21 protein-coding genes and 1 riboswitch are annotated in these 25,462 nt (G+C 62.6%); of the genes, 10 read left to right on the forward strand and 11 right to left on the reverse strand.

What is annotated here, in order from left to right; genetic code table 11:
* Nucleotides 1-5 precede the first annotated feature (5 nt).
* The 6 genes from ACYVKQ_RS06205 to ACYVKQ_RS06230 all read right to left on the reverse strand — a co-directional run bounded on the left by ACYVKQ_RS06205 (nucleotide 6) and on the right by ACYVKQ_RS06230 (nucleotide 8,928).
* On the reverse strand, nucleotides 6-2,915 hold the full coding sequence (locus ACYVKQ_RS06205) for a TonB-dependent receptor (RefSeq protein WP_460576726.1): 2,910 nt from the start codon (nucleotides 2,913-2,915) through the stop codon (nucleotides 6-8).
* Nucleotides 2,916-2,963: 48 nt separating this feature from the next.
* On the reverse strand, nucleotides 2,964-4,787 hold the full coding sequence (locus ACYVKQ_RS06210) for a diflavin oxidoreductase (RefSeq protein ID WP_460576728.1): 1,824 nt from the start codon (nucleotides 4,785-4,787) through the stop codon (nucleotides 2,964-2,966).
* 55 nt (nucleotides 4,788-4,842) lie between these two features.
* Nucleotides 4,843-5,604: a uroporphyrinogen-III C-methyltransferase gene (gene cobA / locus ACYVKQ_RS06215; RefSeq protein WP_460576730.1), complete on the reverse strand. Its 762-nt coding sequence runs from the start codon at nucleotides 5,602-5,604 to the stop codon at nucleotides 4,843-4,845.
* Between the two features lie 147 nt (nucleotides 5,605-5,751).
* Complete coding sequence (locus tag ACYVKQ_RS06220) at nucleotides 5,752-7,023, reverse strand: sulfate adenylyltransferase subunit 1 (RefSeq protein WP_460576732.1); 1,272 nt, start codon at nucleotides 7,021-7,023, stop codon at nucleotides 5,752-5,754.
* 112 nt (nucleotides 7,024-7,135) lie between these two features.
* Nucleotides 7,136-8,050: a sulfate adenylyltransferase subunit CysD gene (gene cysD, locus ACYVKQ_RS06225; RefSeq protein WP_460576734.1), complete on the reverse strand. Its 915-nt coding sequence runs from the start codon at nucleotides 8,048-8,050 to the stop codon at nucleotides 7,136-7,138.
* Nucleotides 8,051-8,181: 131 nt separating this feature from the next.
* A complete protein-coding gene (locus ACYVKQ_RS06230; protein WP_460576736.1) occupies nucleotides 8,182-8,928 on the reverse strand; it encodes a phosphoadenylyl-sulfate reductase in 747 nt (248 codons plus the stop codon).
* A 315-nt stretch (nucleotides 8,929-9,243) separates the two neighbouring features.
* Nucleotides 9,244-9,336: riboswitch (SAM riboswitch) on the reverse strand.
* A 245-nt stretch (nucleotides 9,337-9,581) separates the two neighbouring features.
* Here ACYVKQ_RS06230 and ACYVKQ_RS06235 point away from each other — a divergent pair.
* The gene (locus ACYVKQ_RS06235) at nucleotides 9,582-10,325 is read left to right on the forward strand and encodes a hypothetical protein (RefSeq protein ID WP_460576738.1); all 744 of its coding nucleotides are present in this window, start codon (nucleotides 9,582-9,584) and stop codon (nucleotides 10,323-10,325) included.
* 77 nt (nucleotides 10,326-10,402) lie between these two features.
* On the opposite strand, the gene hemH is transcribed toward ACYVKQ_RS06235, so the two are convergent.
* A complete protein-coding gene (hemH, locus tag ACYVKQ_RS06240) occupies nucleotides 10,403-11,482 on the reverse strand; it encodes a ferrochelatase (RefSeq protein ID WP_460576740.1) in 1,080 nt (359 codons plus the stop codon).
* Nucleotides 11,483-11,747: 265 nt separating this feature from the next.
* On the opposite strand from hemH, the gene era reads away from it, so the two are divergent.
* From era to ACYVKQ_RS06260, 4 genes are all read left to right on the forward strand, one after another.
* Nucleotides 11,748-12,647 carry a GTPase Era gene (era, locus tag ACYVKQ_RS06245; protein ID WP_460576742.1) on the forward strand — a complete coding sequence of 300 codons (900 nt, stop codon included), beginning with the start codon at nucleotides 11,748-11,750 and terminating at the stop codon, nucleotides 12,645-12,647.
* 73 nt (nucleotides 12,648-12,720) lie between these two features.
* On the forward strand, nucleotides 12,721-13,083 hold the full coding sequence (locus ACYVKQ_RS06250) for a hypothetical protein (RefSeq protein WP_460576744.1): 363 nt from the start codon (nucleotides 12,721-12,723) through the stop codon (nucleotides 13,081-13,083).
* An 85-nt stretch (nucleotides 13,084-13,168) separates the two neighbouring features.
* Nucleotides 13,169-14,491 carry a ribosome biogenesis GTPase Der gene (gene der / locus ACYVKQ_RS06255; RefSeq protein ID WP_460576746.1) on the forward strand — a complete coding sequence of 441 codons (1,323 nt, stop codon included), beginning with the start codon at nucleotides 13,169-13,171 and terminating at the stop codon, nucleotides 14,489-14,491.
* A 168-nt stretch (nucleotides 14,492-14,659) separates the two neighbouring features.
* Entirely contained in the window at nucleotides 14,660-14,914 is a 255-nt protein-coding gene (locus tag ACYVKQ_RS06260; RefSeq protein ID WP_460576748.1) for a hypothetical protein, read from the forward strand.
* A gap of 95 nt (nucleotides 14,915-15,009) precedes the next feature.
* Here ACYVKQ_RS06260 and ACYVKQ_RS06265 read toward each other — a convergent pair whose 3' ends face one another.
* The 4 genes from ACYVKQ_RS06265 to ACYVKQ_RS06280 all read right to left on the reverse strand — a co-directional run bounded on the left by ACYVKQ_RS06265 (nucleotide 15,010) and on the right by ACYVKQ_RS06280 (nucleotide 18,279).
* Nucleotides 15,010-15,579, reverse strand: a complete 570-nt coding sequence (locus ACYVKQ_RS06265; protein ID WP_460576750.1) for a hypothetical protein — start codon at nucleotides 15,577-15,579, stop codon at nucleotides 15,010-15,012.
* A 365-nt stretch (nucleotides 15,580-15,944) separates the two neighbouring features.
* Complete coding sequence (gene murQ / locus ACYVKQ_RS06270; RefSeq protein WP_460576752.1) at nucleotides 15,945-16,751, reverse strand: N-acetylmuramic acid 6-phosphate etherase; 807 nt, start codon at nucleotides 16,749-16,751, stop codon at nucleotides 15,945-15,947.
* A gap of 43 nt (nucleotides 16,752-16,794) precedes the next feature.
* Nucleotides 16,795-17,046: a cytochrome b5 domain-containing protein gene (locus ACYVKQ_RS06275; protein ID WP_460577255.1), complete on the reverse strand. Its 252-nt coding sequence runs from the start codon at nucleotides 17,044-17,046 to the stop codon at nucleotides 16,795-16,797.
* 90 nt (nucleotides 17,047-17,136) lie between these two features.
* On the reverse strand, nucleotides 17,137-18,279 hold the full coding sequence (locus ACYVKQ_RS06280) for a formimidoylglutamase (protein WP_460576755.1): 1,143 nt from the start codon (nucleotides 18,277-18,279) through the stop codon (nucleotides 17,137-17,139).
* A 154-nt stretch (nucleotides 18,280-18,433) separates the two neighbouring features.
* On the opposite strand from ACYVKQ_RS06280, the gene ACYVKQ_RS06285 reads away from it, so the two are divergent.
* The 5 genes from ACYVKQ_RS06285 to ACYVKQ_RS06305 all read left to right on the forward strand — a co-directional run bounded on the left by ACYVKQ_RS06285 (nucleotide 18,434) and on the right by ACYVKQ_RS06305 (nucleotide 25,456).
* Nucleotides 18,434-20,218, forward strand: coding sequence for an AMP-dependent synthetase/ligase (locus tag ACYVKQ_RS06285; RefSeq protein ID WP_460576757.1), 1,785 nt, complete (start codon nucleotides 18,434-18,436; stop codon nucleotides 20,216-20,218).
* 117 nt (nucleotides 20,219-20,335) lie between these two features.
* Nucleotides 20,336-21,094 (forward strand): carboxypeptidase-like regulatory domain-containing protein, encoded by a 759-nt coding sequence (locus ACYVKQ_RS06290; RefSeq protein WP_460576759.1) that lies wholly within the window; start codon nucleotides 20,336-20,338, stop codon nucleotides 21,092-21,094.
* A 117-nt stretch (nucleotides 21,095-21,211) separates the two neighbouring features.
* A complete protein-coding gene (locus ACYVKQ_RS06295) occupies nucleotides 21,212-21,688 on the forward strand; it encodes a MarR family winged helix-turn-helix transcriptional regulator (protein ID WP_460576761.1) in 477 nt (158 codons plus the stop codon).
* An 84-nt stretch (nucleotides 21,689-21,772) separates the two neighbouring features.
* Complete coding sequence (locus ACYVKQ_RS06300; RefSeq protein WP_460576763.1) at nucleotides 21,773-24,178, forward strand: 3-hydroxyacyl-CoA dehydrogenase/enoyl-CoA hydratase family protein; 2,406 nt, start codon at nucleotides 21,773-21,775, stop codon at nucleotides 24,176-24,178.
* Between the two features lie 99 nt (nucleotides 24,179-24,277).
* A complete protein-coding gene (locus ACYVKQ_RS06305) occupies nucleotides 24,278-25,456 on the forward strand; it encodes a thiolase family protein (protein WP_460576765.1) in 1,179 nt (392 codons plus the stop codon).
* Nucleotides 25,457-25,462 lie beyond the last annotated feature (6 nt).

Here is a 25,462-nt window from a genome sequence, read left to right on the forward strand (position 1 = left end):
GCGGCCTACCGCAGCACGGTGCCGTCGAAGGTGACGGCCACGTAGTACAGCCCGCCGATGGTCGGGCCGGCGGCGTACTGGATGTAGCGGTTGTTCAGCAGGTTGGCCCCGCCGACTTTGACGGTCGACTTCAGCGCGGGCACGCGCACGTTTACCTGCGCGTCAACGGTCTGGTAGCTGGGCACCCGGCCGTTGGCCAGCGGGCTTTCCCAGGTGAAGGCGCTTTGGCGGCGCCACACCACGTTGAAGCCCACGTTGCGCACCACTTCGCGGTTGCCGAAGGTCACGTTGGTCACCCACTTCGGGGTGTTGAAGCCGGTCACGAAGATGTCGGCCTGCTTGTTTTCCGACAGCGCGTTGTAGCTCACGTTGCCGCCCAGGGTGAATTTCTGGATGAAGTTGTACGTCAGCCCCAGCGTCGAGCCGTAGCTGTGGTAGTCGTTGCGGGCGTTGGTGTACACGCGGTAGCGGTCCTGCCGAGCGGCGCGGTTGGCGTTCAGCGCCGCCAGCACCGCGTCGTCACTGCCGACCTGCACCTGCTGGCCGCTGGCGTCCTTGGGCACGCTCACTTCCACCTGGCCCAGGAAGCCGGAGTAGATGTTGTAGTAGGCGTCCACGTCGACGGAGAGGCGGTTATCGAGCAGCACGCTGCGGTAGCCCACCTCGTAGGCGTTGATCTGCTCGGGCTGCTCGGTGGGCAGGTTACCGACCTGCAGCAGCTGGCGGATGTCGGGGCGCAGGGCGGCCTGGCTGGCCGTGGTGCCGGCGTTGGCGGCCACGTAGGCGTTGACGGCCGCGTTGAACTGCGAAATCGAGGTCAGCGTGTAGGAGTTGTCGAGGTAGTTCAGGCCCTCGTTCACGCGGGCCAGGCCGCCCACGCGGCGCACATTGCCGTTGTTGACGAAGGACAGGGCCTCAAACAGCGAGGGAAAGCGCCAGCCGTTCTGGTAGGAAGCCCGGAAGTTGTGGTTTTGGTTCGCCCCGGCCGAGTACACGGCCGCAATGCGCGGGTTGAGCTTGGGGTTGAACTCGGGGTTGTAGTCCAGGCGCAGGGAGCCGGTGAGCTTGATCCGGTCGTGCAGCAGCAGCTTGGTCGCCTGCGCGAAGCCGCCGACTTTGCGGTAGTACTGGTTGGCCCCGCCCGGTTGGGTGCGCTCCGCCAGCGGGCGGCCGAAGTCCACGAAGTTGTTGCCGTCGGGAATGACGGCGTACACCCGGGCGTCGGCGCCGAGCACCACGTCCACGAACTTGATGCGCGGCCCGAGGTTCCAGAGTGCGTCGGCGTGGTAGGTGTGGCTGCGCTGGGTGAGGGCCGCGCCGCCGGGCACGGGCGCGCCGGGCACGTTCACGCCGCTGTCCCAATTGTTGGTGCCGGTAATCTGCTTTTTCAGGGCCTCAAACTCCGGCGTGCCGGGCTGGGCGCGGCCGGCGTCGGCTACGGCGCGGGCCTGGCGCATGGCATCGGCCAGGCCCACACCGGCGCCCAGCTGGCGTTGCAGCTCGGTGCGGAACTTGGCGCCCCAGGCGGCGTTGGAGCCGTTCTGCAAATCCAGGTTCAGGGCCAGCGGGTTGAGGTTGTAGGAGTCGCCGGTGTTTTCGACCAGCATGTAGCCGCGCAGGGTGAAGTCCGAGCCGCGCAGCTCCAGCTTGTGGTTCTGCACCGTCACGCCATCGAGCTGAATCTTATTACCGCGCTGAAACACCCCGTCCATCAGCCCGAAGCGGTAGCCGTAGCTCAGCTCCAGCTTGTCGGTGAGCTTGTAGTGCAGGCTGGCATCGGCCTTGATGTTGCGCACGATGGGGTTGGTGAGGTCCCGCTCGTAGTAGCCGCTGCGGCGCACGTTAAAGGTTTCGTTGCGGCCCTGGTAGGGAATGGTGATGCTTACGTTGCCGGCGTTGTCGTCGCCGTAGCGGTTCCAGAGGTCGGCCGCAGGGTTATTGGCCCCGCTCAGCTCCGGAAAGCGCGGGTTGCCCGACGACAGATTCTGCGGGTTCTGGTCGGTCTGGGTGTTGGCCAGCCAGTCGGTGCCGCGCAGGTAGGAGAGGTTCACCTTGTAGGCGAAGCGCTGCGCGGTGCCCACCGCCTGGGCCCAGCGCAGGGCCGTTTCGGTCAGCGCGCTCGGGTCGCGGTCCTTGCCGTCGACGTGGTTCAGGCCCACTTTCTGGTACACGCTCAAACCCTGGTAGGTGAAGGGGCTCTTGGTCGTGAGGTTGGCCATGCCGTTGATGGCGTTCATGCCGTACAGGGCCGAAGCCGCGCCGGGCGTGATTTCCACCGAGGCCACGTCCAGCTCGGTCGGGCCGATGGCGTTGCCCAGCGGCACGCCCAGCGTGGCCGCCTGCATGTCCACCCCATCCACCAGTTGCATGAAGCGGAAGTTGTTGGGGATGTTGAAGCCGCGGGTGTTGGGCACCTTGAACGTGAGCGAAGAGGTAGTCATCTGCACGCCCTTCACGTTTTCCAGCGCGTCGTAGAAGCTGGGCGCGGGCGTTTCCTTGATGGCCCGGATGTCGAGCTTCTCAATGGCCACCGGCGACTTCAGTCGGCTTTCCTCCACCCGCGACGCCGACACGACCACCTCATTCGTGAGCACCGCCTTCGACTCCAGGCCCACCGAAATCGGGGTTTTGGCGTCGAGGATGCTGATTTCCTTGGGCTCGTAGCCGATCATGTTGAACACGAGCACGAAGGGAAATTGCAGCCGGTCCTTGAGCTGAAACTGCCCCGCCGCGTCGCTGACGGTGCCCGTAGTGCCGCCCTTGATGCTCACGCTCACGCCCGGCAGCGGCTGCTGGGTGCCGGCTTCGCGCACGGTGCCTTTGATGGCTATGATTTGTTGCTGGGCCGCCGCCGGCGCCGTGGCCGCCAGCACGGCGGCAATAGCTAGCCAGGACGAAGCGTAGTGCTTCTTCATAATCAATGCGTTGGACTAAGGAGAGAAGGGTAGGGGCGAAGCCGGGCGTTAGTACACGTCTTCGAGGTAGCGGCGCTGCTTTTTGAGGGCGCGCACGTAGGCTTCGGCCTCTTCCAGCGAGGCGCCGCTTTCCAGCTGCACCACGCTCACGAGGGCTTTGTGTACCGTCGCGGCCAGGCGCTGCTTGTCGCCGCAGACGTAGAGGTAGGCGCCGCTTTCGAGCCAGTCGTACACGTCGCGGGCGTATTCCAGGAGTCGGTTGTGCACGTAGATTTTTTCGGTTTGGTCGCGCGAGAAAGCGACGTGAAGTTTGGCCAAGGTGCCGCGCTTGAAGTGCTGCTGCCACTCGGTCTGGTACAGAAAGTCAGTGGTGAAGTGCGGGTTGCCGAACACCAGCCAGTTCAGGCCGCTGGCCCCTAGCTCGGCCCGTTCCTCCACGAAGCCGCGGAAGGGGGCCACGCCCGTGCCCGCGCCCACCATGATGATGTTGGCGCTGGGGTCCTGGGGCAGCTTGAAGTACTCGTTGCGCTCCACAAACACCCGGAGCGAGTCACCGACCTGCACGCGGTCGGCCAAGTAGCACGAACACGCGCCCTGCTTCCGGCGGCCGTGGGCATCGTAGCGCACCGCCCCCACGGTGAGGTGGGCTTCGTCGGGGTGGGCCAGCAGGCTGCTGGCCAGGGAGTAAGCCCGGGCCGGCAGCGGCCGTAATGTGTCCACCAGCTGCTGGGCCGACAGCTCGGCCGGGTAGTCCACCAGCAGGTCGGCGGCGTCGCGGCCGTAGAGGTAGCGCTGCAACTGATCAGTGGCGCCGGTCAGCTCCTTGAGTTTGGGCTGCGGCTGGTGCTGGGCGTAGCGCTCCAGCACGTCGCGCGAGAGGGTGCTCAGCTCCAGCCGCTCGGTGAGGGCCGTTACCAAGGGCAGCGGCTCACCTTTGAGCAGCACCGGCGCGTCGGCCGGCAGCTGGGTGGCGCGCAGCACCTCTTCCACCAAGGCGTCGGAGTTGGTCGGAATCACCGACAGCGCGTCGCCGGGTTCGTAGTGCTGGCCCGAGCCGGCCAAGGACAGCTCCAGGTGGTAGGTTTCCTTGGTCGAGCCGCGGCCGTTGAGCTGAATCTTTTCCAGCACTTCGGCGGTCAGCGGCTGGTGGCGGGAATACGTATCGGCTACCTGCGGCGCCGGCTCACTCTTGGTGCTCACCGTGGCCAGGGCGGTCGGTTGGCCGAGAGCATCCAATACCGCCGTTATCCACTGCTGAGCGGCGGTGTGAAAGTCTAAGTCGCAGTCGACGCGGGGTACCAGGGCCGTGGCGCCCAGCTTGCCCAGCCGCTCGTCGAAGTCGCGGCCGGTCTGGCAAAACTGCAGGTAGCTCCGGTCACCCAGAGCTAGCACCGAGTAGCGCAGCGCGGGCAGCTTGGGCGCCCGGGCGCTGCCCAGAAACTGGTGCAGCTCTTCGGCGGCCACCGGCGGCTCGCCCTCGCCCTGGGTACTCACGACCACCAGCAGCACCTGCTCCTTGCTCAACTCCCGGCCCTGGTAGTCGTTCATGTCCAGGGCGGTGGCTGGCAGGCCGCGCTGCTGGGCAGCTTCCACGGCTTGCAGGGCCACTTTCTTGCTGTTGCCGGTTTGTGAGCCGTAGAGCACCGTGAGGCGCGGGCTGTCTGCCGGAACCGAAGCGGAGGGCGCCGCGCCCAACTTGGCAGCCGGCGCTACGGCGGCCGCCAAGTTGCTGCCGTTGCCGGCGGCGTAGCGGCCGTAGAAGTAGCCGCTCAGCCACAGTAGCTGCTGCTCGCTGAAGTCACCGGCGAGTTGGCGCAGCGTGTTATCGTCGAAGCCGAGGGGCAGGCGCTGGTCGGGGGTGAGCGTAGACATGGCTAGGAGTGAAAAGGCGGTGGTCGTAGAAAAGAGGGGTGGAGCAGCCAGGGCCCTAGGCCACGGCCGCGAGGGGAGCCAGTTGCGGGGCCAGCTCGGCCGGGGCGGCGGCCAGGTCAACCACTTCGCCGATGACGATGATGGCCGGCGCGGTCAGGCCCGCTTCGGCCACTCGGCGGGGTAGCTCGGCCACGGTGGTTTGGAGCAGCTTGGCCGTGGGCAGCGTGCCTTCCTGAATTACGGCGGCGGGCCGGTGGCCATGGCCGAAGTGCACGTAAGCGTCGGCAATGGCCGCCACCTGGCCCAGGCCCATCAGAATGACGGCCGTGGCCTTGATGACTTCCTGCGCCAGTTCGCCATTGGCCGTGGTAGCGGTAATCACCCGAAATGCCTCGCTCAGGCCGCGGTGCGTCACGGGGATGCCCAGGCTGCCGGGCACGGCCACCGCGCTGCTGATGCCCGGCACGTAGGCCGTCTGCAGGCCGTGGCTTTGGGCGTATAGCATTTCCTCCCGTCCCCGCCCGAACACGAACGGGTCGCCGCCCTTGAGCCGGACCACGTGGCCGTGCACCCGGGCGTAGAGCACGATGAGGTCGTTGATTTCCTGCTGCAGGTAGGCGCGGGTGCCCTTGCGCTTGCCCACGTACACCTTTTTGGCGCCGGGGCGGGCGTAGTGGAGCAGTTCGACGTTGCTGAGTGCGTCGTAGAGCACCACGTCGGCCTCGGCCAGCACGCGGGCGCCCTTCACGGTAATCAGCTCCGGGTCGCCGGGGCCGGCGCCTACTACGGTCAGGCGAGGAACAACGAAAGAAGACATGGCAAGGAGGAAATAGCGGCTGCGGCAGCCGGTGAGCGGGTGGGTCGTTGGGCCAGGCGGCGGCAAGGCCCCGGAGTGAGTGAAGTGGGCTGCCCGCGGGCAGCAGGGCCTCACCGGCACCGGGCCCGACGAACCCAGTGCCGCGGGTTAAATCTCAAATTCGGGCTCCACCAGGGCCGTCTGCTCGATCAGGCCGGCGGCCAGGGTGGCGCCGGTTTGCTCGTCGAGCAGCACGAACGCGCCGGTGGTGCGGTTCTGCTGGTAGGTGTCGGCGGCCAGCGGCGCGGCCGTTTTCAACCGCACCCGCACGATGTCGTTGAGCTTGGCTTCAGTGGCCTCCTGCTGGGCAAAGGACTGGATGTCGGTTTTGCCCACGATGGCCTGCACCACGGCGCGGGTCCTGGCCGTGTGGTGCTGCACCAGCAGCTTGCGGCCGGCGCGGAGGGGCTGTTCCACCATCCAGCACAGCGTGGCTTCCAGCTCCCGCGTGGGCTCCAGGGCCTGCGCCAGGGGCACAATGGTGTCGCCGCGGCTCACGTCCACGTCGTCGGCGAGGCGGAGCACCACGCCCTGCGGGGCTACGGCCACTTCCACTGCCTGCTGATTGATTTCGATGGCTTCCAGCGTCGTTTCGATGCCGGCGGGCAGCACCACTACCTTGTCGCCGCGGCGGTACACTCCGCTCTGGATGCGGCCAGCGTAGCCGCGGTAGTCGGGCAGCTCCACGCTCTGCGGTCGGATGACGTACTGCACCTGGAAGCGGCCGGCATCGGTGGTAGCCTCGGTGGTTACGGGTACTGTTTCGAGGTATTCCAGCAGGCTCGGGCCCTTGTACCAGGGCAAGTTGCCGGAGGTCTTCACCACGTTGTCGCCGTGCAGGGCGCTGATGGGAATGTTGGCCACCTGCTTGATGCCGAGCTGCGCCGCTACCACCGCGTAATCCGCCACGATGTCGTGGAACACGGCCTCGGAGTAGCCCACCAGGTCAATCTTGTTCACGGCCAGCACGAAGCGCTTGATGCCGAGCAGGGCCGACACGATGGTGTGCCGCCGCGTCTGCTCCACGATGCCCTGCCGGGCGTCGACCAGCACGATGGCTAGGTCGGCGTTGGAAGCGCCCGTCACCATGTTGCGGGTGTACTGCACGTGGCCGGGCGTGTCGGTGATGATGAACTTGCGGCGCGGCGTGGTGAAGTACTTGTGCGCCACGTCGATGGTGATGCCCTGTTCGCGCTCGGCGCGCAGGCCGTCGGTGAGCAAGGCCAGGTCCACGGTGCCGGCGGCCGAGGTGCGGTTCTGCTCTTCCAGCGCCGCCAGTACGTCCAAGGATACGGCGTCGGAGTCGTACAGCAAACGCCCAATCAGCGTGCTCTTGCCGTCGTCGACGCTGCCGCAGGTGATGAATCGGAGAAGGTCCACTGTTGAGGTGATTAAGTGATTAGGTGATTGAGTAATTAGGTGTTCGAAGTGTGGGAGTAATTGGGCAAGACCATAAGCTCAAAGCCTAATCACTTAGTCACTTAATCACCCCTTAGAAGTAGCCGTTGCGCTTCCGGTCTTCCATGCCGGTTTCCGAAATCTTGTCGTCGAGACGGGTGGCGCCCCGTTCGCTGACTTTGGCCTGCAGGATGTCTTCGATGATGGCCTCCAGCGTGGCCGCGTCGCTTTCCACGGCGGCGGTGCAGGTGGCGTCGCCCACGGTGCGGAAGCGCACCTGCCGGGTGGTCAGCTCGTCGGTGGCGTCGAGGGCAAGGTGCTCGGTCACGGCCAGCAGCTGGCCCGAGGGCAGCACCACGCAGCGCCGCTCGTGGGCGAAGTAGATGCTGGGCAGCGGGATGTTCTCGCGCTGGATGTAGTTCCACACGTCCAGCTCGGTCCAGTTCGAAATCGGGAACACCCGCACGTTCTCGCCGGGCTGAATCTGCCCGTTGTAGATATTCCAGAGCTCCGGGCGCTGCCGGCGCGGGTCCCATTGCCCGAATTCGTCGCGCACCGAGAAGATGCGCTCCTTGGCCCGGGCCTTTTCCTCGTCGCGGCGCGCCCCGCCGATGCAAGCGTCGAAGCCAAATTCCTCGATGGTGTCGAGCAGGGTGTAGGTCTGCAGGGCGTTGCGGCTCGGGAACTTGCCGCCCGGCTCGCGCAGGCCGCGTTGCTTGATGGTGTCCTCCACCCGGCGCACAATCAGCTGCTCGCCCAGCTCGGCGGCCAGCTCGTCACGAAACTGCAGCACCTCCGGGAAGTTGTGGCCGGTGTCGATGTGCACCAGCGGGAAGGGAAACCTGCCGGGGCGGAAGGCTTTCTGGGCGAGGCGCACCAGGGCAATGGAGTCTTTGCCACCCGAGAACAGCAGCGCCGGGCGCTGGAACTGCCCGGCCACTTCGCGCAGGATGTGGATGGCTTCGGCTTCGAGCCGGTCGAGGTAATCTAGGCGGGGGAGCGTAGGCATACGGCAAGGAGGTGCCTGTTCGGCCATTTCGGACCGATTGTGAGGAGTCAAGAAAAGTGGGGAATGCGGTAGTGGGGCGGGAGTTAGGCGCTAGAGTGGCCTGTTCCGGTCGTCAGGGTCAGCAGGAATGGTTAACGCCCTTCGAGCGTGGCCGTGGGCACGGCGGCCGTCTGGTGCAGGCCGCACTCCTTGGCCGATTGGTCTTCCCACCACCAACGGCCGGCGCGGAAGTCTTCCCCGGGCTTGATGGCCCGGGTGCAGGGCGCGCAGCCGATGCTCACGAAGCCCTGCAAGTGCAGCGGGTTGTGTGGAATGCTGTACTCGCGGACGAAAGCCCAGGTTTGTTCCCAGGTCCATGCCAGCAGCGGGTTGACCTTGAACAGCTGGTAGGCGGCGTCCCACTCCACCGCGTGCATGCCGCTGCGGTTGGCCGATTGCTCGGCGCGCAGGCCCGTCACCCAGGCGGCTTGGCCGGCAAGGGCACGGCTGAGTGGCTCCACTTTGCGCACGTGGCAGCAGGCTTTGCGGGCGTCTACGCTTTCGTAGAAACCGTTGGGGCCCTGGCGCTCCACCAGCGCGGCTACTTCATCCTGGTTGGGGTAATAAGCACGGATGGTTTTGCCGTATTTCAGCACGGTCTTGCTCCATGTGGAGTAGGTCTCCTGAAAATTCCGGCCCGTATCGAGGGTGAATACTTCGATGGGCAAATCGTGGGCAAAAATCAGGTGCGTAATTACCTGATCCTCGAGGCCAAACGAAGTGGAGAAAGCAGCCTTGCCCGCAAATTCAGCGGAAATGACGCGCAGAATATCCAAGGGATCAGCACCAATTAATTGCTGACGGATTTGCGCCACCTGTGCATCGATTAAAGTCGACATGCGCAGCAGAAATAAGCCCTAACCGCTGCAAACAGCGGGCAAGGTCGAAAAGCAGAAAGAAGAGGGAAGCTGGAAGGAGCAGCGCGCCGAATTCGGGCGGCGCCAGGCACGGCTCAACGACGCGCGGAGCGGCAGCGCTTAGTTGTCAGGCGTTTCCAGCAAAACGGCAAAGAGGTCGTGGGGCCTCAACAACACACGCGGCGCGTCGGCATACAACAGCAACAGGAGCCGTTGAAGCCGAAAAGGCCCGGCTGCGAGGCAGCGGAGCCGATAAAATTTGCGCGGGGAGTGAGGTCGGAATGCACGACGTCGGTGTTTTTATATGGTCAGGAATTGGCACCGTTCGGGACTGTCCCGATGGTTGCCGGCGCTTCGTAGAGCCTGTCTCTCCACGCCTCTGTATAAAAACAATCCTGAGAAGAATTGATGCTGCAAAGGTAGCGGCACGAATTCCAGAATTGCAAATCTTTTATTGCGGCCTTAACCACAGCAACCGCGCCAATGTTTTGCGGGCTGCACCAATAATTACGTTCATTGCCCGTTTCGTGGATACGAACCGATCCGAAAAGCTTCGGAAAATAATCCGGCCGGACCTGACAACCACGCGGGTAGATTTCAAGTCAAGCCTGTACCATCGTCAGCCTCCGAATTCCGTGCGCACTGCTACTATTCTTTCCCAAGCCTCGCTGTTGCTGCTGCTGAGCGGCTGCGCCGCCGTGGTGCCGCACACCCTGCAGACGCCCTTGGTGCAGCAGCGCGGCGAAACCGAACTGGCGCTGAACGCCGGCACCCACGGCACCGACGTGCAGGCTGCCTACGCCCTGACCGACCGCCTGACGGTGCTTGGCAGCGCGCACCAGCGCATTCGTGGCAAGCACGGTCACTGGGCCTACACCGGGGAGGCCGGCGCCGGATACGCCTTTTTCCGGCCCGGCAGCCAGCGCTGGAGCTTGTACGGCGGTATGGGCTACGGGGCCGGTTACGCCTTCTCCACCTTCTGCCCCGACCTTTGCGGCGAGTTTCGCGCCTCCGACCGGGTACGCTACAGCTACGCTTTCGTGCAGCCTACCTATGTGTGGATGCCCGAGCCCGACTTCGCCTTGAGCGCAGCCGTCAAGATCACGGCGATGCGCTTTTCGCGCTGGCGCACCGTCAGCAGCGGGTTCGACGACGTGCAGGGCGCGTTCGTGGCGAACGTGCGCGAACAGTCCGGCCGCACCGGGCCCGTGCTGCAGCCGGGCGGCAACATTTACGTGGGCCTGTCGCGGCATTTTCGGCTGAATTTCAGCAGCAGCGTATTTATTCCCCTGCAGCGCGACTTTCCCTCCACCCTCGGGCTGGCTGCCGGCATCGGCGTGCAGTACCGCTTCGGCGGGGCGCCGGCCGGGCAGCCCTGAGCTAGTTCGGTCCATGAAAAAGGCGTCGACCAGGAATAACCCTGTCCGACGCCTTCTGCTAGCTACCCGTCGGCCGCCTAATGGCGCCGCACCATGTCTACTACGGCATTTACCCACAGCGGGTGGGTGTTGCAGCTGGGCACCAGCTGCCAATGCTGACCGCCGGCTTCCTCAAACATTTCCTTGAATTCTTCGCCTACCTCAATGGTGGTTTCCAGGCAGTCGGCCACGAAAGCCGGGCTAAAGGCCAGCACGTTTTTGTAGCCTTTGGCCGGCATTTCCTTCAGCACCTCATCGGCGTAAGGCTGCAGCCACGGGTCGCGTAGGCGGCTCTGCAGGCGGCTCTGAAAGCACACCGTGTACTGATCTTCCGTCAGGCCCATGGCCTTGGCCAGCAGCCGCGAGGTTTCGAAGCACTGGGCCCGGTAGCAGTAGCGGTTGTTTTTGTTGTAGTGGCTGCAGCAAGTGCCGAGCTTGCAGTAGCCTTTGTGGCTGCCCTTTAGCACGTGACGCTCCGGAATGCCGTGGTAGCTGAATACCACATGGTCGTAGGAGTGCTTCTTCATTTCCTCCAGCCCCAGGGTGGCGAAGGTGTTGATGAAGCCGGGGTCGTCGGCGAAGGTGCTGATGAAGCTCACGCTGGGCACTACCCACCACTTGCCCACCAGTTCCATTACTTTCTCTTGCACCGAACCCGTGCTGGCCGCCGCGTACTGCGGAAACAGCGGCAGCACAATGATGCGCTCTACGGCCGCGGCGCGCAGTTCTTCCAGCGCCGACTCGATGCTGGGGTTCTGGTAGCGCATGCCGAAGGCCACTAGGTACTCCTTGCCGAGCTTTTCCTGCACCAGCTTCTGCAGATCCAGGCCGTGGTAGAGCAGCGGGGAGCCGCGCTCGTCCCAGAGCTGCTGATAGATCTTGGCCGACTTGGGCGCGCGCAGCGGCACCACGATGCCCTGAAACAGCGGGTAGCGCACCGCGGCCGGCATGTCGATGACGCGGGGGTCGGTCAGAAACTCGTTGAGGTAACGGCGGACGTCGGAAGTGCTGGGCGAGTCGGGCGTGCCGAGGTTGACGAGCAGCACGCCGATGCGGCCGCGCGTGGTGGCGGATGCCGAAGTGGTGGTAGAAGCAGGAGCGGAAGCAGGGGAGAGCATGCCGAAGAGAATCGTTCGAATGGCATACAAAGGTACAGCCCCCAAAGTTTGCGCCCTTGCTACCAGAATGAGCGTGGCTATCTGATTTCCATCAGGTTTTCGCGGCTGCGGGCGGGCGCGGCGCCGCCAAACGCTACCTGCCCCGCCTGCCTGAAGCCCGGCACCTTACCCGGCGGCGGTTTTGCCGTAAGCCGCTATTATTCAGCCCATGCTGCCCAGCCGGCCATAAAGCCGTACCTTTGTGCCCCTTAACCGATTACCTCCCGTGACTACCGACCCCAAACCGCACCGCGCCGGCTTCGTGAGCATCATCGGCAAGCCCAACGTGGGCAAGTCGACCCTGATGAACGTGCTGGTGGGCGAGCGGCTCAGCATCATCACCAGCAAAGCCCAGACCACGCGCCACCGCATCCTGGGCATTCTGAACGGCCCCGACTTTCAGCTGGTGTACTCCGATACGCCCGGCATCATTCAGCCCAAGTACGAGCTGCAGTCGGCCATGATGTCCTTCGTGTATTCCTCCCTGGAAGATGCGGACGTGATTCTGTTCGTGACGGACATCTACGAGAAGCACGACGAGGAACCGGTGGTGGAGCGCCTGCGCCGCTCCGAAGTGCCCATTCTGCTGCTCATCAACAAGATTGACCAGGCCACGCAGGAAGAAGTGGAGGCCAAAATGGCCTACTGGCGCGAACAAATGCCCAACGCCGCCGAAATCATCCCGATTTCGGCACTGAACGCTTTCAACACCGAGCAGGTCTTTCAGCACATCCTCGACCGCCTGCCCGAGCACGAGGCTTTTTATCCCAAGGACGAGCTGACCGACAAGCCGGAGCGCTTCTTCGCCTCGGAGATGATCCGCGAGAAGATATTCAAGCTCTACAAAAAAGAGGTGCCCTACAGCACCGAAGTCGTCATCGAGGAGTTCAAGGAAGACGAAACCATCATCCGCATCCGCGGCATCATCTACACCGAGCGGGCCTCGCAGAAGGGCATCATCATCGGGCAGGGCGGCGCCGCGTTGAAGAAGGTTGGCACCTGGGCGCGGGAGGAAATGGAGAAGTTTTTCCAGAAGAAGGTGTTCCTGGAGCTGCACGTCAAAGTCAACGAGAACTGGCGCGCCGACCCGAAAATGCTCAACCGCTTCGGCTACAAGCCGGAGTAGAGTAACTTCTTTCGGGTTGTTGTGTGGAATAAGTTTTTGGCTGCATCATAGGCTCGGTTTTGATAAGGAGCATATGCATAAAACAGCCGGAATGATAATAGTCGGAGTAGTGTTAACCACCGCTGCTAAGGCTCGGACAGCACCAACCAGCCTCCGGCAATTGGTTGAAGAAATGCAGCAACGACTTAAACCAACCGTGGGGCAAAAGCCGCCGGTGCACATAGCTGGCGCTGCAGCTTACAACATGGCTGGTCACTCGATGCCACTATTTCTGAATGGGCACTTTGCTACGCTCGATAGCCTAAACAGCTATACCGTCGAAGACCTCGAAGAACTGCGGGTGGATCGAAGTGAAAAGTCCACCGCGCTTTTGGTAACCTACGGTTCGTGGGGAACCATATATGTCCGCTTGAAAAACAAAAAACAGAGGCCCTAGGCCTGATAGCATTCCGACCCTCAAACTCACTTAACTACCCCGGGCACTGCCGCACATGGTCGGAGCGGCGGCTGGGGTCAGCAACATGCGAAATACCATTGCAATTGTGGGCCGCCCCAACGTGGGCAAATCCACCCTGTTCAACCGCCTCGTCGGCGAGCGGAAAGCCATCATGGACAACCAGTCGGGCGTCACGCGCGACCGGCACTACGGCTACGGCGACTGGACCGGTAAGTACTTCACCGTTATCGACACCGGCGGCTACGTGGTGGGCTCCGACGACGTGTTTGAGGAAGGCATCCGCAAGCAGGTGAAGCTGGCCATCGACGAGGCCGACGTGGTTCTGTTCATGGTCGACGTGGACGCCGGCCTGCACCCGCTGGACGAGGAGTTTGCCAACGTGCTGCGCCGCTACCAGGACAAGAAACCCATTTACCTGGTGGCCAACAAGGCCGACAGCACGCAGCGCTTCCAGGCCGCCGGCGAGTTCTACGCCCTGGGCATCGGAACCGGCGACATTTACCCGATTAGCTCGCAGTCGGGCTCGGGTACTGGCGAGCTGCTCGACGCGGTCATCAGCCATTTCGAAGAAGAAGGCGTGGAGAATCCGGACGAAGGAATTCCGCGCATCTCGGTGATGGGGCGCCCCAACGTGGGCAAGTCTTCGTTCGTGAACGTGCTGCTGGGCGAGGAGCGCAGCATCGTGACGGACATTGCCGGCACCACACGCGACGCCATTCACACCCGCTACAACGCCTTCGGCAACGAGTTTATCCTGATCGATACCGCCGGTCTGCGCCGCAAGGCCAAGGTCGACGAGGACATCGAGTTTTACTCCAACCTCCGCTCCCTGCGGGCGTTGGAAGAGTCGGACGTGGTCATCGTGATGCTCGACGCCACCCGCGGCATCGAGTCGCAGGACGTGAACATCATCGGCCTGGCCGACCGCAACCGCAAGGGCATCGTCATCCTCGTGAATAAGTGGGACTTGATCGAGAACAAGGAGTCGAACACCGCCAAGGAGTTCGAGGACAAGATCTACGACATGATCAAGCCCATCAGCTACCCGCCCATCATCTTCACCTCGGCCCTGACTAAGCAGCGCGTGCACAAGGCCATCGAAACGACGATGGAAGTGTATGCCAACAAGCGCAAGAAAGTATCGACGTCGGAGCTGAACGAGGTGATGCTCAAGGAAATCGAGAAGTACCCGCCGCCCTCCACCAAGGGCAAGATGGTGCGCATCAAGTACGTGACGCAGCTGCCCACGCACAACCCGGTGTTTGCCTTCTTCTGCAACCTGCCGCAGTACGTGAAGGAGTCGTACACCCGCTACCTCGAAAACCGCCTGCGCGAGCATTTCGACTTCACGGGCGTGCCCATCGGCATTGTGTACCGCAAAAAATAATCTTCCTCTGCCGCGTCGGGCGGGCCTTTCTTCGGAGGCCCGCCCGATTTTTTTAGGGCGAAGGGTTACCTAGTGACCGTGGTGGTATAAAGCTGCAGATTCGCCGCTGCCCAGCGGTGAGCCTTGCATAGAAAACTCATTTTCACCATTTCCACCACACCAACTACCATGAAAAAGGTTCTGTTCCTCGCTCTGGCCGCTGCTTCGTTCACCTTCGCTTCGTGCGACAGCCAGAAAGAAAACAACGCTGAAACCACTGCTGACAACGTAGAAGCCGCTGGCGAGCAGAAGGCTGACGCCATGGAAGAGCAAGCTGACGCCGTACGTGACTCGACGGAAGCCAAAGCTGACGCCATGGAAGATGCTGCTGATGCCAACCCGAGCCAGGCTACCCCGGCTCCCGCTACGACCCCGGCTCAGTAATTATAGCCGGCTCCGGACTGCGGTCCTGGAAGCCAAAACGGGCGCCCCGCTGCTGCGGGGCGCCCGTTTGTGTTTTGTATCGGTCGGGTGAAAAGCTACATGCCCAGGCGGCGCTGCAGCAGGCCATCCACCACGTGCACCAGTTTCTTGGGCGGGTAGGTGCGCCACGGCAGCTCGTCGAGCTGCCCGCCGAAATTTACGTAGGAGTCGATGTTGTACTGGTGCATCTCGCGCACCACGTGCTCCTGAAAGTTGACGGCCGCAATCCAGCCGTCCTCCACGTCCTCAAACCACTCCTCGTAGTAGGAATCGTCGGAGCCGTGGAAGTTGAACACGTTCTCCCCAATGATGATGAATTTGCGGATGCCTTCGTGCACCATCGGGTCGATGATCTGCCGCTTAAGCTGCATCACGTCGTTTTCGATGGCGTCGTTCCACTCTCCGATCAGCTCGATGACGCCCACCCGCTCCTCGTAGTCCACGAAGAGAATCTTCAGAAACAGCGTGTCCGACTCCATGCCGTCCCACTGCGGGTGGATGTAATAGCCGTAGATGGTGTTGACGTAATTATCAAGGTTGTTCTCAGCCCCATAGAGCGGCGAACGTTCGTCTTCGGAAGCCTGGTACTGCTCCAGCCAGGCGTAGTGGGGTTCGATGGTGTGCATGGCGCTGGGGGTTGCTATCAGGCAGAACGACGAGAGCCGGCAATGTGTTCAGCCAAATGAGCCGCGCGGCTACAACGTAAGTAGATACGCGGACCAGCTGCCTACCAGTACCCCGGCCATACCAAAAAGCAAAGCACCGATTCCGCGTCCCCAGGACCTGGTGCGCAGAAATTCGGCGGCTATAGCGGCAAGGCCTAAACCCCAAGGCAATAACCGGAAGCCCCCGTCGGCCATGCTCACGAGCGGGTCACGCGGTTCTAGGCTCAGCACCAGATGCCAGACGAAAAGCTGGGCTACCGCCAAGGCCAGGGCTATCCACCCCGAATAGCGCCGGTACAACCCCGTCGTACGCAACGAGTTCGGGCCTAATGCCCGTTGTAAGAGGCCAAGGCCGCCCGCACCGAGCCATGCAGCTCCAGCAGCTCGGCGGCTTTGTCTTGGTCGATGCCCAACTCGTCCATGAGCATGCGCTGCCCGCGGTCCACCAGCTTGGCGTTGCTAAGCTGCATGTCCACCATCTTGTTGCCCTTCACGCGGCCCAGCCGAATCATGGTGGCCGTGGTGAGCATGTTCAGCACCAGCTTCTGGGCGGTGCCGGCCTTCATGCGGGTGCTGCCCGTCACGAACTCCGGACCCGTCACTACTTCCACCGGAAATTCTGCTGCGGCGGCTACGGCCGAGCCGGCGTTGCACACGATGCAGCCCGTGGCCAGCCCGCGCTGCCGGGCTTGCTGCAGCCCGCCGATAACGTAGGGCGTACGGCCCGAGGCGGCAATGCCCACCACGATGTCACGTTCGTTGATGTCGTGCTCGGACAGGTCCCGCCAAGCTTGCTCCGGATCATCCTCGGCGTTTTCGACGGCTTTGCGGATGGCCGTGTCGCCGCCGGCAATCAGGCCTACTACTAGGCCGTGCGGCACCCCGAAGGTGGGCGGGCACTCCGAGGCGTCCAGAATGCCCAGCCGGCCGCTGGTGCCCGCGCCGATGTAGAACAGGCGGCCACCGGCCTGCAGCCGCGCCACGGTCGCTTCGACCAAGGCCTCGATCTGCGGCAGGGCTTTTTCCACCGCCAGGGGCACGGTCTGGTCGAGCTGATTGATGCCGGCCAGCAGCTGGGCGGTGGGCAGGGTTTCGAGGTGGTCGAAGAGCGACGCGCTTTCGGTAGTACTCACGGGAAGGGGAATAAGAGGAGCGGGTTGGAGGCGCGGGAGGCGGTCAGGAAGTAGCCGGGGCCGCGCCCTTGAGGCGTCCGACTACGTAAAACTTATCGAGTACGTTCACGGTGTGCGGGGCATCCCGGTCCAGCTCGGCCGTCAGGTCCTGGCCCGCCCAATGCTCGTAGTGGTTGCCGCGTCGCCACAGCCGCGACGTAGTCACGTCGTAGATGAGTCCCCGGTAGGCAAACCAGATTTCGTCGCGGTCCTGGCCGTTGCGCAGGGCCAGTTGATGCACCGAGTATTCCGGCAGCGCGGTAACGGGCTGCCCGTCGGCCGTGGCAGGAACGTGGGGTGGGGGAGTGTCAGCAGCCAATAACCATCAACAATTAACAACCAACAATCAGCCCAGCAACGCCTGCGTCAGAATCCAGCGGTTGGGCAGGTCGCCCTGCGCGGCGCGCAGGTAATCCTGGTAGCTGCAGGGCACGATGCGGCGCACGGAGTGGTCCGACATGCTTTCGACCTCCATCCACCATTTCTCGGTGCGCTTGGCCTTGTAGAAAACCAGCTTGGCAGGGTTGCCGGGCAGCCCCACGGCGTAGCGAATAAAGCGCCGGCTCTGGAAATCCGTTTCGTGGCGGCGGTGGTAAAAGCCCTCCACGAAGTACCAGAGCATGGTGGCTGCCGTGGCCGCGCCCAGGCCCAGCAGGTCGTGGTCGGGGCGGTAGCCGTAGAGGCCGATGCTGGTGAGCTGGTCGTTGTGGCCGGCGTACCAGCACAGCTGAGCAGCTTCCTCAGCGGTGAGGCCGAACGGGGAGGCCGGCAGGTAGCCCGGAAACTCCGGCCAGCGCAGGGCCGTCAGGTCAAAGCTCAGCAGGTCGGCTTGGCGCAGCAGCGGCTCGGCCTGGCGCACGTCGTCGCGGATCTGGCCCAGGCGCAGCGTTTCGAAGTGCAGCTTTTCCAGCGCCGCCAACACGCTCGTCGGCACCAAATACTGCTGGTGCGCGAGCTGCCCGAAGTTGAACAGGAAGTTGGGCTCGTGCATCAGGATGCGGCGCAGGTGGCTTTCCTCGGCCGCCACGCCGTCGTCCTCGGCCATGTCCACGCGGGCGTCGATGCAGGTCAGGCTCACGGCGCGGTCCAGGGTCTCGTAGGCGAGGAACTGGCCGATATCGAGGTCGTGCGAGCCGCCGAGCAGGATGGGCACCGTGTTTTCTTCCAGCAGCGCCGCCACGATTTCGCGCAGCCGCAGGTACGTATCTTCGAGGGTGAGGCCGTTGCGCAGGTTGCCCAGGTCCACCAGCCGGCAGGGGCCGGTGCCGCGCTGCAGCTGGTAAAAGCGCGGCCGGACGGCATCGGGGGCCGAAGCGGCCGGCTCGCCGGCCGCACTGCCCCGCCACTCGTTCAGGCCAATCAGCGCCAGATCGGCCCCGCGCCAGTTCGGGAACGTATCCACGAAGCGGGCCACGTGGGCGCCCAGGGTGGTGCCGGTTGCGGCGGGCGCATCGTCGGTGAGCGGGTCGAAGAACAGGGCCAGATTCATAACGAAGGCGGCTTCCGCAGCAGAAGGCCCGCGGAGGCTTGTGTCAAAACTACTGAAAAACCCTGCCTTGCGTAAGCTGATTAAGCGCCCTTAATAGGCATTGCGCCGAAAAATCCATTTATTTCACCTGCTTTTCCCTCCCGACACCGCATTTATGGAAGCCCCACGCCGCTCCTTCGATATCCTCGCTCACCAGCTGAAGAACTCGCCCAAGCCCGATGCCCTAGCCGCCAAGCGCGATGGGCAATGGCAAAAGTGGACTACTCAGCAACTGGTTGACTATTCCAACCTCGTCAGCCTGGGCCTGCGCCAGCTCGGCATCGGCAAGGACGACAAGGTGGCCATCATCTCGATGAACCGCCCGGAGTGGATGTTTGCCGATTTCGGTATTGCCCAGATCGGCGCCGTGACGGTACCCATGTACCCCACCATCACCACCGAGGACTACAAGTACATCTTCGCCGACGCGGGCGTAAAAGCCGTGTTTGTGGCCAACCAGGAGCTGTACGACAAGGTGAAAGCCGCCACCGTCGGCCTCGATATTTCCGAGAGCTGCATCTTCACCTTCGACAACATTCCCGGCGCCCGGCACTTCGAAGAAATCCTGGCCATGGGGCGCGAGGGCAACGTGGCCGACCTGGAGCCGCTCAAAGCTGCCGTGCAGCCCGATGACCTGCTTACGCTCATCTATACCTCGGGCACCACCGGCTCGCCCAAGGGCGTGATGCTCTCGCACGACAACATCCTGAGCAACTGCCGCAACTCGCAGCCGTTCGTGCCCGTCACCAAGGAGGACAAGGCACTGAGCTTCCTGCCGCTCTGCCACATTTTTGAGCGGATGGTGACTTACCTCTACATGATTAACGGCGTGAGCATCTACTACGCCGAGAGCATGGAAACCATTGCCGACAACCTGCGCGAGGTCAAGCCCAACATCTTCACCACCGTACCGCGCCTGCTCGAGAAAGTGTACGACAAGATTGTGGCGAAGGGCCACGACCTGACCGGGGTGAAGAAGAACCTGTTCTTCTGGGCCTTGAACCTGGGCCTGGAATTCGATACGCAGGAAAACAAGGGCTTCTTCTACAACACGCAACTGAACCTGGCCCGCAAGCTCATCTTCTCGAAATGGCAGGAGGCGCTGGGTGGCAACATTCGCGTTATCGTGTCGGGCGGTGGGGCGCTGCAGCCGCGCTTGGCGCGCGTGTTCTGGGCCGCCGGCATCCGCGTCATGGAAGGCTACGGCCTGACGGAGACTTCGCCCGTTATTGCCGTGGGCGGCTTCGAGCCTGAAAACAACCTCATCGGCACGGTGGGGCCCGTCATTGCCGATACCGAAGTCAAAATTGCCGCCGACGGGGAAATTCTGACTAAGTCGCCTTCGGTAATGAAAGGTTACTACAACAAGCCCGACCTGACCCGCGAGGTCATCGACGAGGAGGGCTGGTTCCACACCGGCGACATCGGCGAATTCGTGAAGGGCCGCTTCCTGAAAATCACTGACCGCAAAAAGGAGATGTTCAAGACCTCCGGCGGCAAGTACGTGGCCCCGCAGGTCATCGAAGGCAAATTGAAAGAGTCGCCGCTGATCGAGCAGGCCATGGTGGTGGGCGACGGGCAGAAGTTCCCGGCCGTGCTGCTGGTGCCCTCCTTCGACGAGCTGCGCAATTGGTGCAAGCGCCACCAAGTGCCCTGCGAGGGCTCCAACGAGGACCTGATTCGCAACGAGAAGGTGCGCCAGATGTATCACGAGCTCGTGAGCAAGTACAACCAGGGCTTCGCGCAGTGGGAGCAGGTCAAAAAAGAAGTGCTGTTGCCCCAGCAGTGGACGGTGGAATCGGGCGAGATGACGCCTACCATGAAGGTTAAGCGCAAAATCATCAGCCAAAACAACAAAGACCTGATCGATAGCCTCTACAATACGGAAGCGGTACGTTAGCCACCGCGCTGCCGGCCCCGGCCCCGCTGGTGTTACCAGCGGGGCTTTTTTATGGCTACTTGGAGGCTGCCTTTCTGCCTGACTATCTTTCGAAGTTATTAACCTCTTCTTTTCTCCATGATGCAAGCGTATACCAAGCTTCTTGTTTCTTCCGTAGTACTTGTAGGCGCCTTGCTCGGCGGCTGCGCCGGTAAAGAGGGCGACCCGGGCCCCGCCGGGCCCAGCCTGACGGGCAGCATGGTGGGTTTTGTGAACCCGACCGACGAAAACGGAGTGGTGCAGAACCGCGCGGGGGTAACCGTGACGCTGGACAACACCACCCCGGCCCGCACGGCCACGTCGGATGTGGACGGCCGCTTTGAGTTTACGGCCCTGCCGACCGGAACCTACAACCTTACCTACACCCGCCAGGGCTACGGATCCATGCGGCGCGTAGGCGTCGGCCACGTGGGCGGCGACCAGCCTACCTTCCTCGGTACAACTTCCGTCACGCAGCCGTCCAGCGTCCGCGTGACCAACCTTTCGTTCGGCTTCCCGACTCCGACTGCTATACCGGTAAACCTGACGCTGACCAACACCAACCCTGCCAATGCCACCTACCGGGTGATGTTCTTCGCCGGCACAACGGCCAACGTAACGGCCGCGACCGGTACGCTGATTACGACTTTTATCTTCAACAGCGCCGGCCAGCAGAACGCCTCGCTCAACAAGACCGCTTTCACCAGTGCTGGTTTTCCGGTCGGCTCTCCGGTATACGTGGTGGCCTATGCCTCACCGGCCATCAACCCCACCTACGTCGACCCGCAAAACGGGCGCGTGGTGTACACGGGGCTGAGCACGAGCCCTTCGAACACGCAAGGTTTTGTGCTGCAGTAAGCCAGCCAGTTGCATGCCAGCGGCGCCGGAGGCATATTTGCTTCCGGCGCTTTTTTTTGTTTAATTAGTATGCAAGCATAACAAATTTATGTACGTTTACCGTACATCGACCCCGAGATGAGACCCGAAGAAACCGTTGACTATAATATCAAAGTTGCGTGGCACGCCATTTCGCGCATGTACAACCTGCAGGCGGCCAAGCACGACATCACCACGAGCATCGGTTTCGTGCTGCTGAACATCGATCAGGAAAACGGCACGCCGGCGACCAAAATCGCGCCCCTGCTCGGCCTGGAAACCCGCTCCCTGACGCGCATTCTGCGCTCCATGGAGGAAAAGGGGCTCATCTACAAGCAGGCCGATCAGCTGGACAAGCGCTCCGTGCGCATTTTCCTGACGGAGGAGGGCCTGCGCAAAAAGGAGGTGTCGCGCCAGACGGTGCGGCAGTTCAACCAGAAGGTCCGTGAGAAGGTACCCACCGAGCAGCTGGAAGTGTTTTTCCGCGTGGTGGGGCAGATCAACGGGCTCATCGACAGCAAAAGCATTTTTGAGGGCTTCAAAGTAAAGCCCCTGCGTGCCGAGAAAAAGACCTAAGGCCGGCTTTGCGGCGCTTTTTGGCTTGCATCCATTCACCCTTTCATACGCTTCGGATTCCCGACCTACCCGACCGAACTCCCTATGAATCGTACCATCAAAAAAGTAGCCGTGCTGGGCTCTGGTGTCATGGGCTCGCGCATTGCGGCTCACTTCGCCAACATCGGCGTGCAGGTGCTGCTGCTCGACATCGCGCCGAAGGAGCTAACGCCCGATGAGGAGAAGAAGGGCCTCAAGCTCGATTCGCCGCAGGTGAAAAACCGCATCGTCAACGCCTCGCTCGACGCGGCGGTGAAGGCCAACCCGTCGCCCCTGTACCGCAAGCAGGACGCGGCCCGCATCAAAACCGGCAACTTCGACGACAACCTCAAGGACATTGCCTCTTGCGACTGGACTATTGAGGTGGTGGTGGAGCGCCTCGACATCAAAAAGAGCCTGTTTGAGCGCGTGGAGCAGTACCGCAAGCCCGGCACGCTCATCACGTCGAATACCTCGGGCATTCCGATTCACCTGATGACGGAGGGCCGCTCGGAAGACTTCAAGAAATACTTCTGCGGCACGCACTTCTTCAACCCGCCGCGCTACCTGAAGCTGCTGGAAATCATCCCGACGCCGGACACGGACCAGTCGGTGGTGGATTTCCTGATGCACTACGGCGACCTGTACCTGGGCAAGACCACCGTGCTGGCCAAGGACACGCCGGCCTTCATTGCCAACCGCGTGGGCGTGTTTGCCATCATGGACGTGCTGCAGGTGATGCAGCAACTGGGCATGACGGTGGAGGAAGTGGACAAGCTGACCGGTCCGGTTATCGGCCACGCCAAGTCGGCCACCTTCCGTACCTCCGACGTGGTGGGCCTCGACACGCTGATGAACGTGGCCAACGGCCTCGCGCAAAACCTGCCCAACGACGAAGCCCGGGACGCCTTCCAGTTGCCCGAGTTCCTCAAGAAAATGGGCGAGAACAAGTGGCTGGGCGATAAAACCGGCCAAGGCTTCTACAAGAAGGTGAAAGGCGCGGGCGGCAAGTCAGAAATCCAGGCGCTGGACCTGGGCACGCTGGAGTACAAGCCCAGCCAGAAGGTGAAGTTTGCCACCCTGGAAACCACCAAGGCCATTGAGAAGCTGGCGGACCGCTTCAAGGTGCTGGTGGCCGGCAAGGACAAAGCGGGTGACTTCTACCGCAAGACCTTCGCCGGGCTGTTCGCCTACGTGTCGAACCGCATTCCGGAAATCACCGACGCGCTCTACAAAATCGACGACGCCCTGCGCGCCGGTTTCGGCTGGGAAATGGGCCCGTTCGAGACCTGGGACGCCCTTGGCGTACAGAAAGGCTTGGAGCTAGCCCAGGCCGAAGGCAAGACCGTGGCCCCCTGGGTGCATGAAATGCTGGCCGCCGGCCACGCTTCGTTCTACAAGGTGGAAGGCGGCGTGAAGAAGTTCTACGACATCGAGGCGAAGGCTTACAAAGCCATTCCGGGCGTCGCAAACTTCGTCATCCTCGACAACCTGCGCGCTTCGGGCAAGGTGGTGTGGAAAAACTCGGGCGCTTCCGTCATCGACCTCGGCGACGGTATCCTGAACGTGGAGTTTCACAGCAAGATGAACGCGCTGGGCTCCGATGTAATCCAGGGCCTGCTCAAGGGGGTGGAACTGGCTGAAAAGGACTTCCGCGGCCTCGTGGTAGGCAACGACGCGCCGAACTTCTCGGCCGGCGCCAACCTGGGCCTCGTGTACATGTTCGCCCTCGAGCAAGACTATGACGAGCTGAATATGATGATTGCGCAGTTCCAGCAAGCCATGATGCGCATGCGCTACAGCTCCATCCCCGTAGTGGGCGCCCCGCACGGCCTCACGCTGGGTGGCGGCTGCGAGCTGAACCTGCACTGCGACAAAGTGGTAGCGGCGGCCGAAAGCTACATCGGCCTCGTGGAGTTCGGCGTGGGTTTGATTCCGGGCGGCGGCGGCTCCAAGGAAATGACGTTGCGCACCGCCGCCAAGTACGAAGAGGGCGAGCCGGAGTACAACCTGCTGCGCAACGCCTTCATGACCATTGCCATGGCTAAAGTGTCTACGTCGGCCCACGAAGCCTACGACCTGGGCTTCCTGCGCCGCGGCGACGAGGTGGTGGTGAACAGCAACCGCGTTATCGCCCAAGCCAAAGCTGCTGCCATCGAGCTGGCGGAGGACGGCTACACCATGCCCACTCCCAAGACCAACATCAAGGTGCACGGCAAGGGCGCCCTGGGCATGTTTATGACCGGTGTGCACGCCATGCGCGTGGGCAACTACATCTCCGACCACGACCTGAAAATTGCCAACAAGCTGGCCTACATCATGTGCGGCGGCGACCTGTCGGCCCCCACGGAAGTATCGGAGCAGTACCTGCTGGACCTGGAGCGCGAAGCCTTCCTCTCGCTCTGTGGTGAGCGGAAAACGCTGGAGCGGATTCAGAGCATCCTGACCACCGGCAAGCCCTTGCGCAACTAGTAGTTGACAGTTGTTAGCTGTCAGTTGTTAGACATAAAGTCGGCAGCTGGCAGCTAACAGCCTCCCTGACAACTGACAACTTCAAACTGACAACTCCCAATGGAAGCATATATCGTAGCTGGTTACCGCACGGCCGTGGGCAAGGCTCCCCGCGGTGGTTTCCGCTTCACCCGCCCCGACGACCTGGCCGCCGAGGTAATCAAGCACCTGCTGAAAGAGGTGCCGCAACTGGACCCTACGCGCGTGGACGACGTCATCGTCGGCAACGCCGTGCCGGAAGCCGAGCAGGGCCTGCAGATGGGCCGCTTGATTTCCTTGCTGGCACTGCCCATCAACGTGTCGGGCCTCATCGTGAACCGCTACTGCGGCTCGGGCGTGGAAACCATTGCCATGGCCGTGGGCAAGATCAAGGCCGGTATGGCCGACTGCATCATCGCGGGCGGTACCGAAAGCATGAGTTTGGTGCCGACCGTCGGCTGGAAGACCGTGCCGAACTATAAGCTCGCCCAGCAGCACCCCGACTACTACCTGGGCATGGGCCTGACCGCCGAAGCCGTGGCGCAGGACTACAACATCTCGCGCCAGGAGCAGGACGAGTTCAGCTACCACTCGCACCAGAAAGCCATCAAGGCCATTGCCGAGGGCAAGTTCAAGGAGCAAATCGTGCCGATTACCGTCGAGGAAACCTACCTCGATCAGGCCAGCGGCAAGAAGAAAACCCGCTCTTACGTGGTGGATACCGACGAAGGCCCCCGCGCCGACACCTCGGTGGAAGCGCTGGGTAAACTGCGTCCGGTATTCTCGGCCACCGGCTCCGTCACGGCCGGTAACTCTTCGCAGACTTCCGACGGCGCGGCTTTCGTCATCGTCATGTCGGAGCGGATGGTGAAGGAGCTGAACCTGGAGCCCGTGGCCCGCATGGTGAACTACGCCACCGAGGGCGTGGACCCGCGCATCATGGGCATGGGCCCGATCAAAGCCGTGCCGAAAGTGCTCAAGCAGTCAGGCATGAAGCTCGAGGATATCGACCTCTTCGAGCTAAACGAAGCTTTTGCCTCGCAGTCCATTGCGGTGGTGCGCGAGCTGGGCATCGACCCGGACAAGCTTAACGTGAACGGTGGCGCCATTGCCCTTGGGCACCCGCTGGGCTGCTCCGGTGCCAAGTTGAGCATTCAGCTGTTCCACGAGCTGCGTGCCCGCAACAAGAAGTACGGCATGGTCACGGCCTGCGTAGGCGGTGGCCAGGGCGTAGCGGGCATCTACGAGCTGCTGAAATAACCCCGT

The sequence above is a fragment of the Hymenobacter coalescens genome (genome assembly GCF_054783195.1).

Excerpts from the sequence above, each read along its gene's own strand:
- ACYVKQ_RS06300 (WP_460576763.1), top strand. The coding sequence starts at position 21,773 with ATGAATCGTACCATCAAAAAAGTAGCCGTGCTGGGCTCTGGTGTCATG.
- ACYVKQ_RS06230 (WP_460576736.1), bottom strand. The coding sequence starts at position 8,928 with ATGTCGACTTTAATCGATGCACAGGTGGCGCAAATCCGTCAGCAATTA.
- ACYVKQ_RS06210 (WP_460576728.1), bottom strand. The coding sequence starts at position 4,787 with ATGTCTACGCTCACCCCCGACCAGCGCCTGCCCCTCGGCTTCGACGAT.
- ACYVKQ_RS06265 (WP_460576750.1), bottom strand. The coding sequence starts at position 15,579 with ATGCACACCATCGAACCCCACTACGCCTGGCTGGAGCAGTACCAGGCT.
- ACYVKQ_RS06280 (WP_460576755.1), bottom strand. The coding sequence starts at position 18,279 with ATGAATCTGGCCCTGTTCTTCGACCCGCTCACCGACGATGCGCCCGCC.
- ACYVKQ_RS06205 (WP_460576726.1), bottom strand. The coding sequence starts at position 2,915 with ATGAAGAAGCACTACGCTTCGTCCTGGCTAGCTATTGCCGCCGTGCTG.
- ACYVKQ_RS06260 (WP_460576748.1), top strand. The coding sequence starts at position 14,660 with ATGAAAAAGGTTCTGTTCCTCGCTCTGGCCGCTGCTTCGTTCACCTTC.
- der (WP_460576746.1), top strand. The coding sequence starts at position 13,169 with ATGCGAAATACCATTGCAATTGTGGGCCGCCCCAACGTGGGCAAATCC.
- ACYVKQ_RS06250 (WP_460576744.1), top strand. The coding sequence starts at position 12,721 with ATGCATAAAACAGCCGGAATGATAATAGTCGGAGTAGTGTTAACCACC.
- ACYVKQ_RS06285 (WP_460576757.1), top strand. The coding sequence starts at position 18,434 with ATGGAAGCCCCACGCCGCTCCTTCGATATCCTCGCTCACCAGCTGAAG.
- cysD (WP_460576734.1), bottom strand. The coding sequence starts at position 8,050 with ATGCCTACGCTCCCCCGCCTAGATTACCTCGACCGGCTCGAAGCCGAA.
- hemH (WP_460576740.1), bottom strand. The coding sequence starts at position 11,482 with ATGCTCTCCCCTGCTTCCGCTCCTGCTTCTACCACCACTTCGGCATCC.
- ACYVKQ_RS06305 (WP_460576765.1), top strand. The coding sequence starts at position 24,278 with ATGGAAGCATATATCGTAGCTGGTTACCGCACGGCCGTGGGCAAGGCT.
- ACYVKQ_RS06290 (WP_460576759.1), top strand. The coding sequence starts at position 20,336 with ATGATGCAAGCGTATACCAAGCTTCTTGTTTCTTCCGTAGTACTTGTA.
- cobA (WP_460576730.1), bottom strand. The coding sequence starts at position 5,604 with ATGTCTTCTTTCGTTGTTCCTCGCCTGACCGTAGTAGGCGCCGGCCCC.
- ACYVKQ_RS06295 (WP_460576761.1), top strand. The coding sequence starts at position 21,212 with ATGAGACCCGAAGAAACCGTTGACTATAATATCAAAGTTGCGTGGCAC.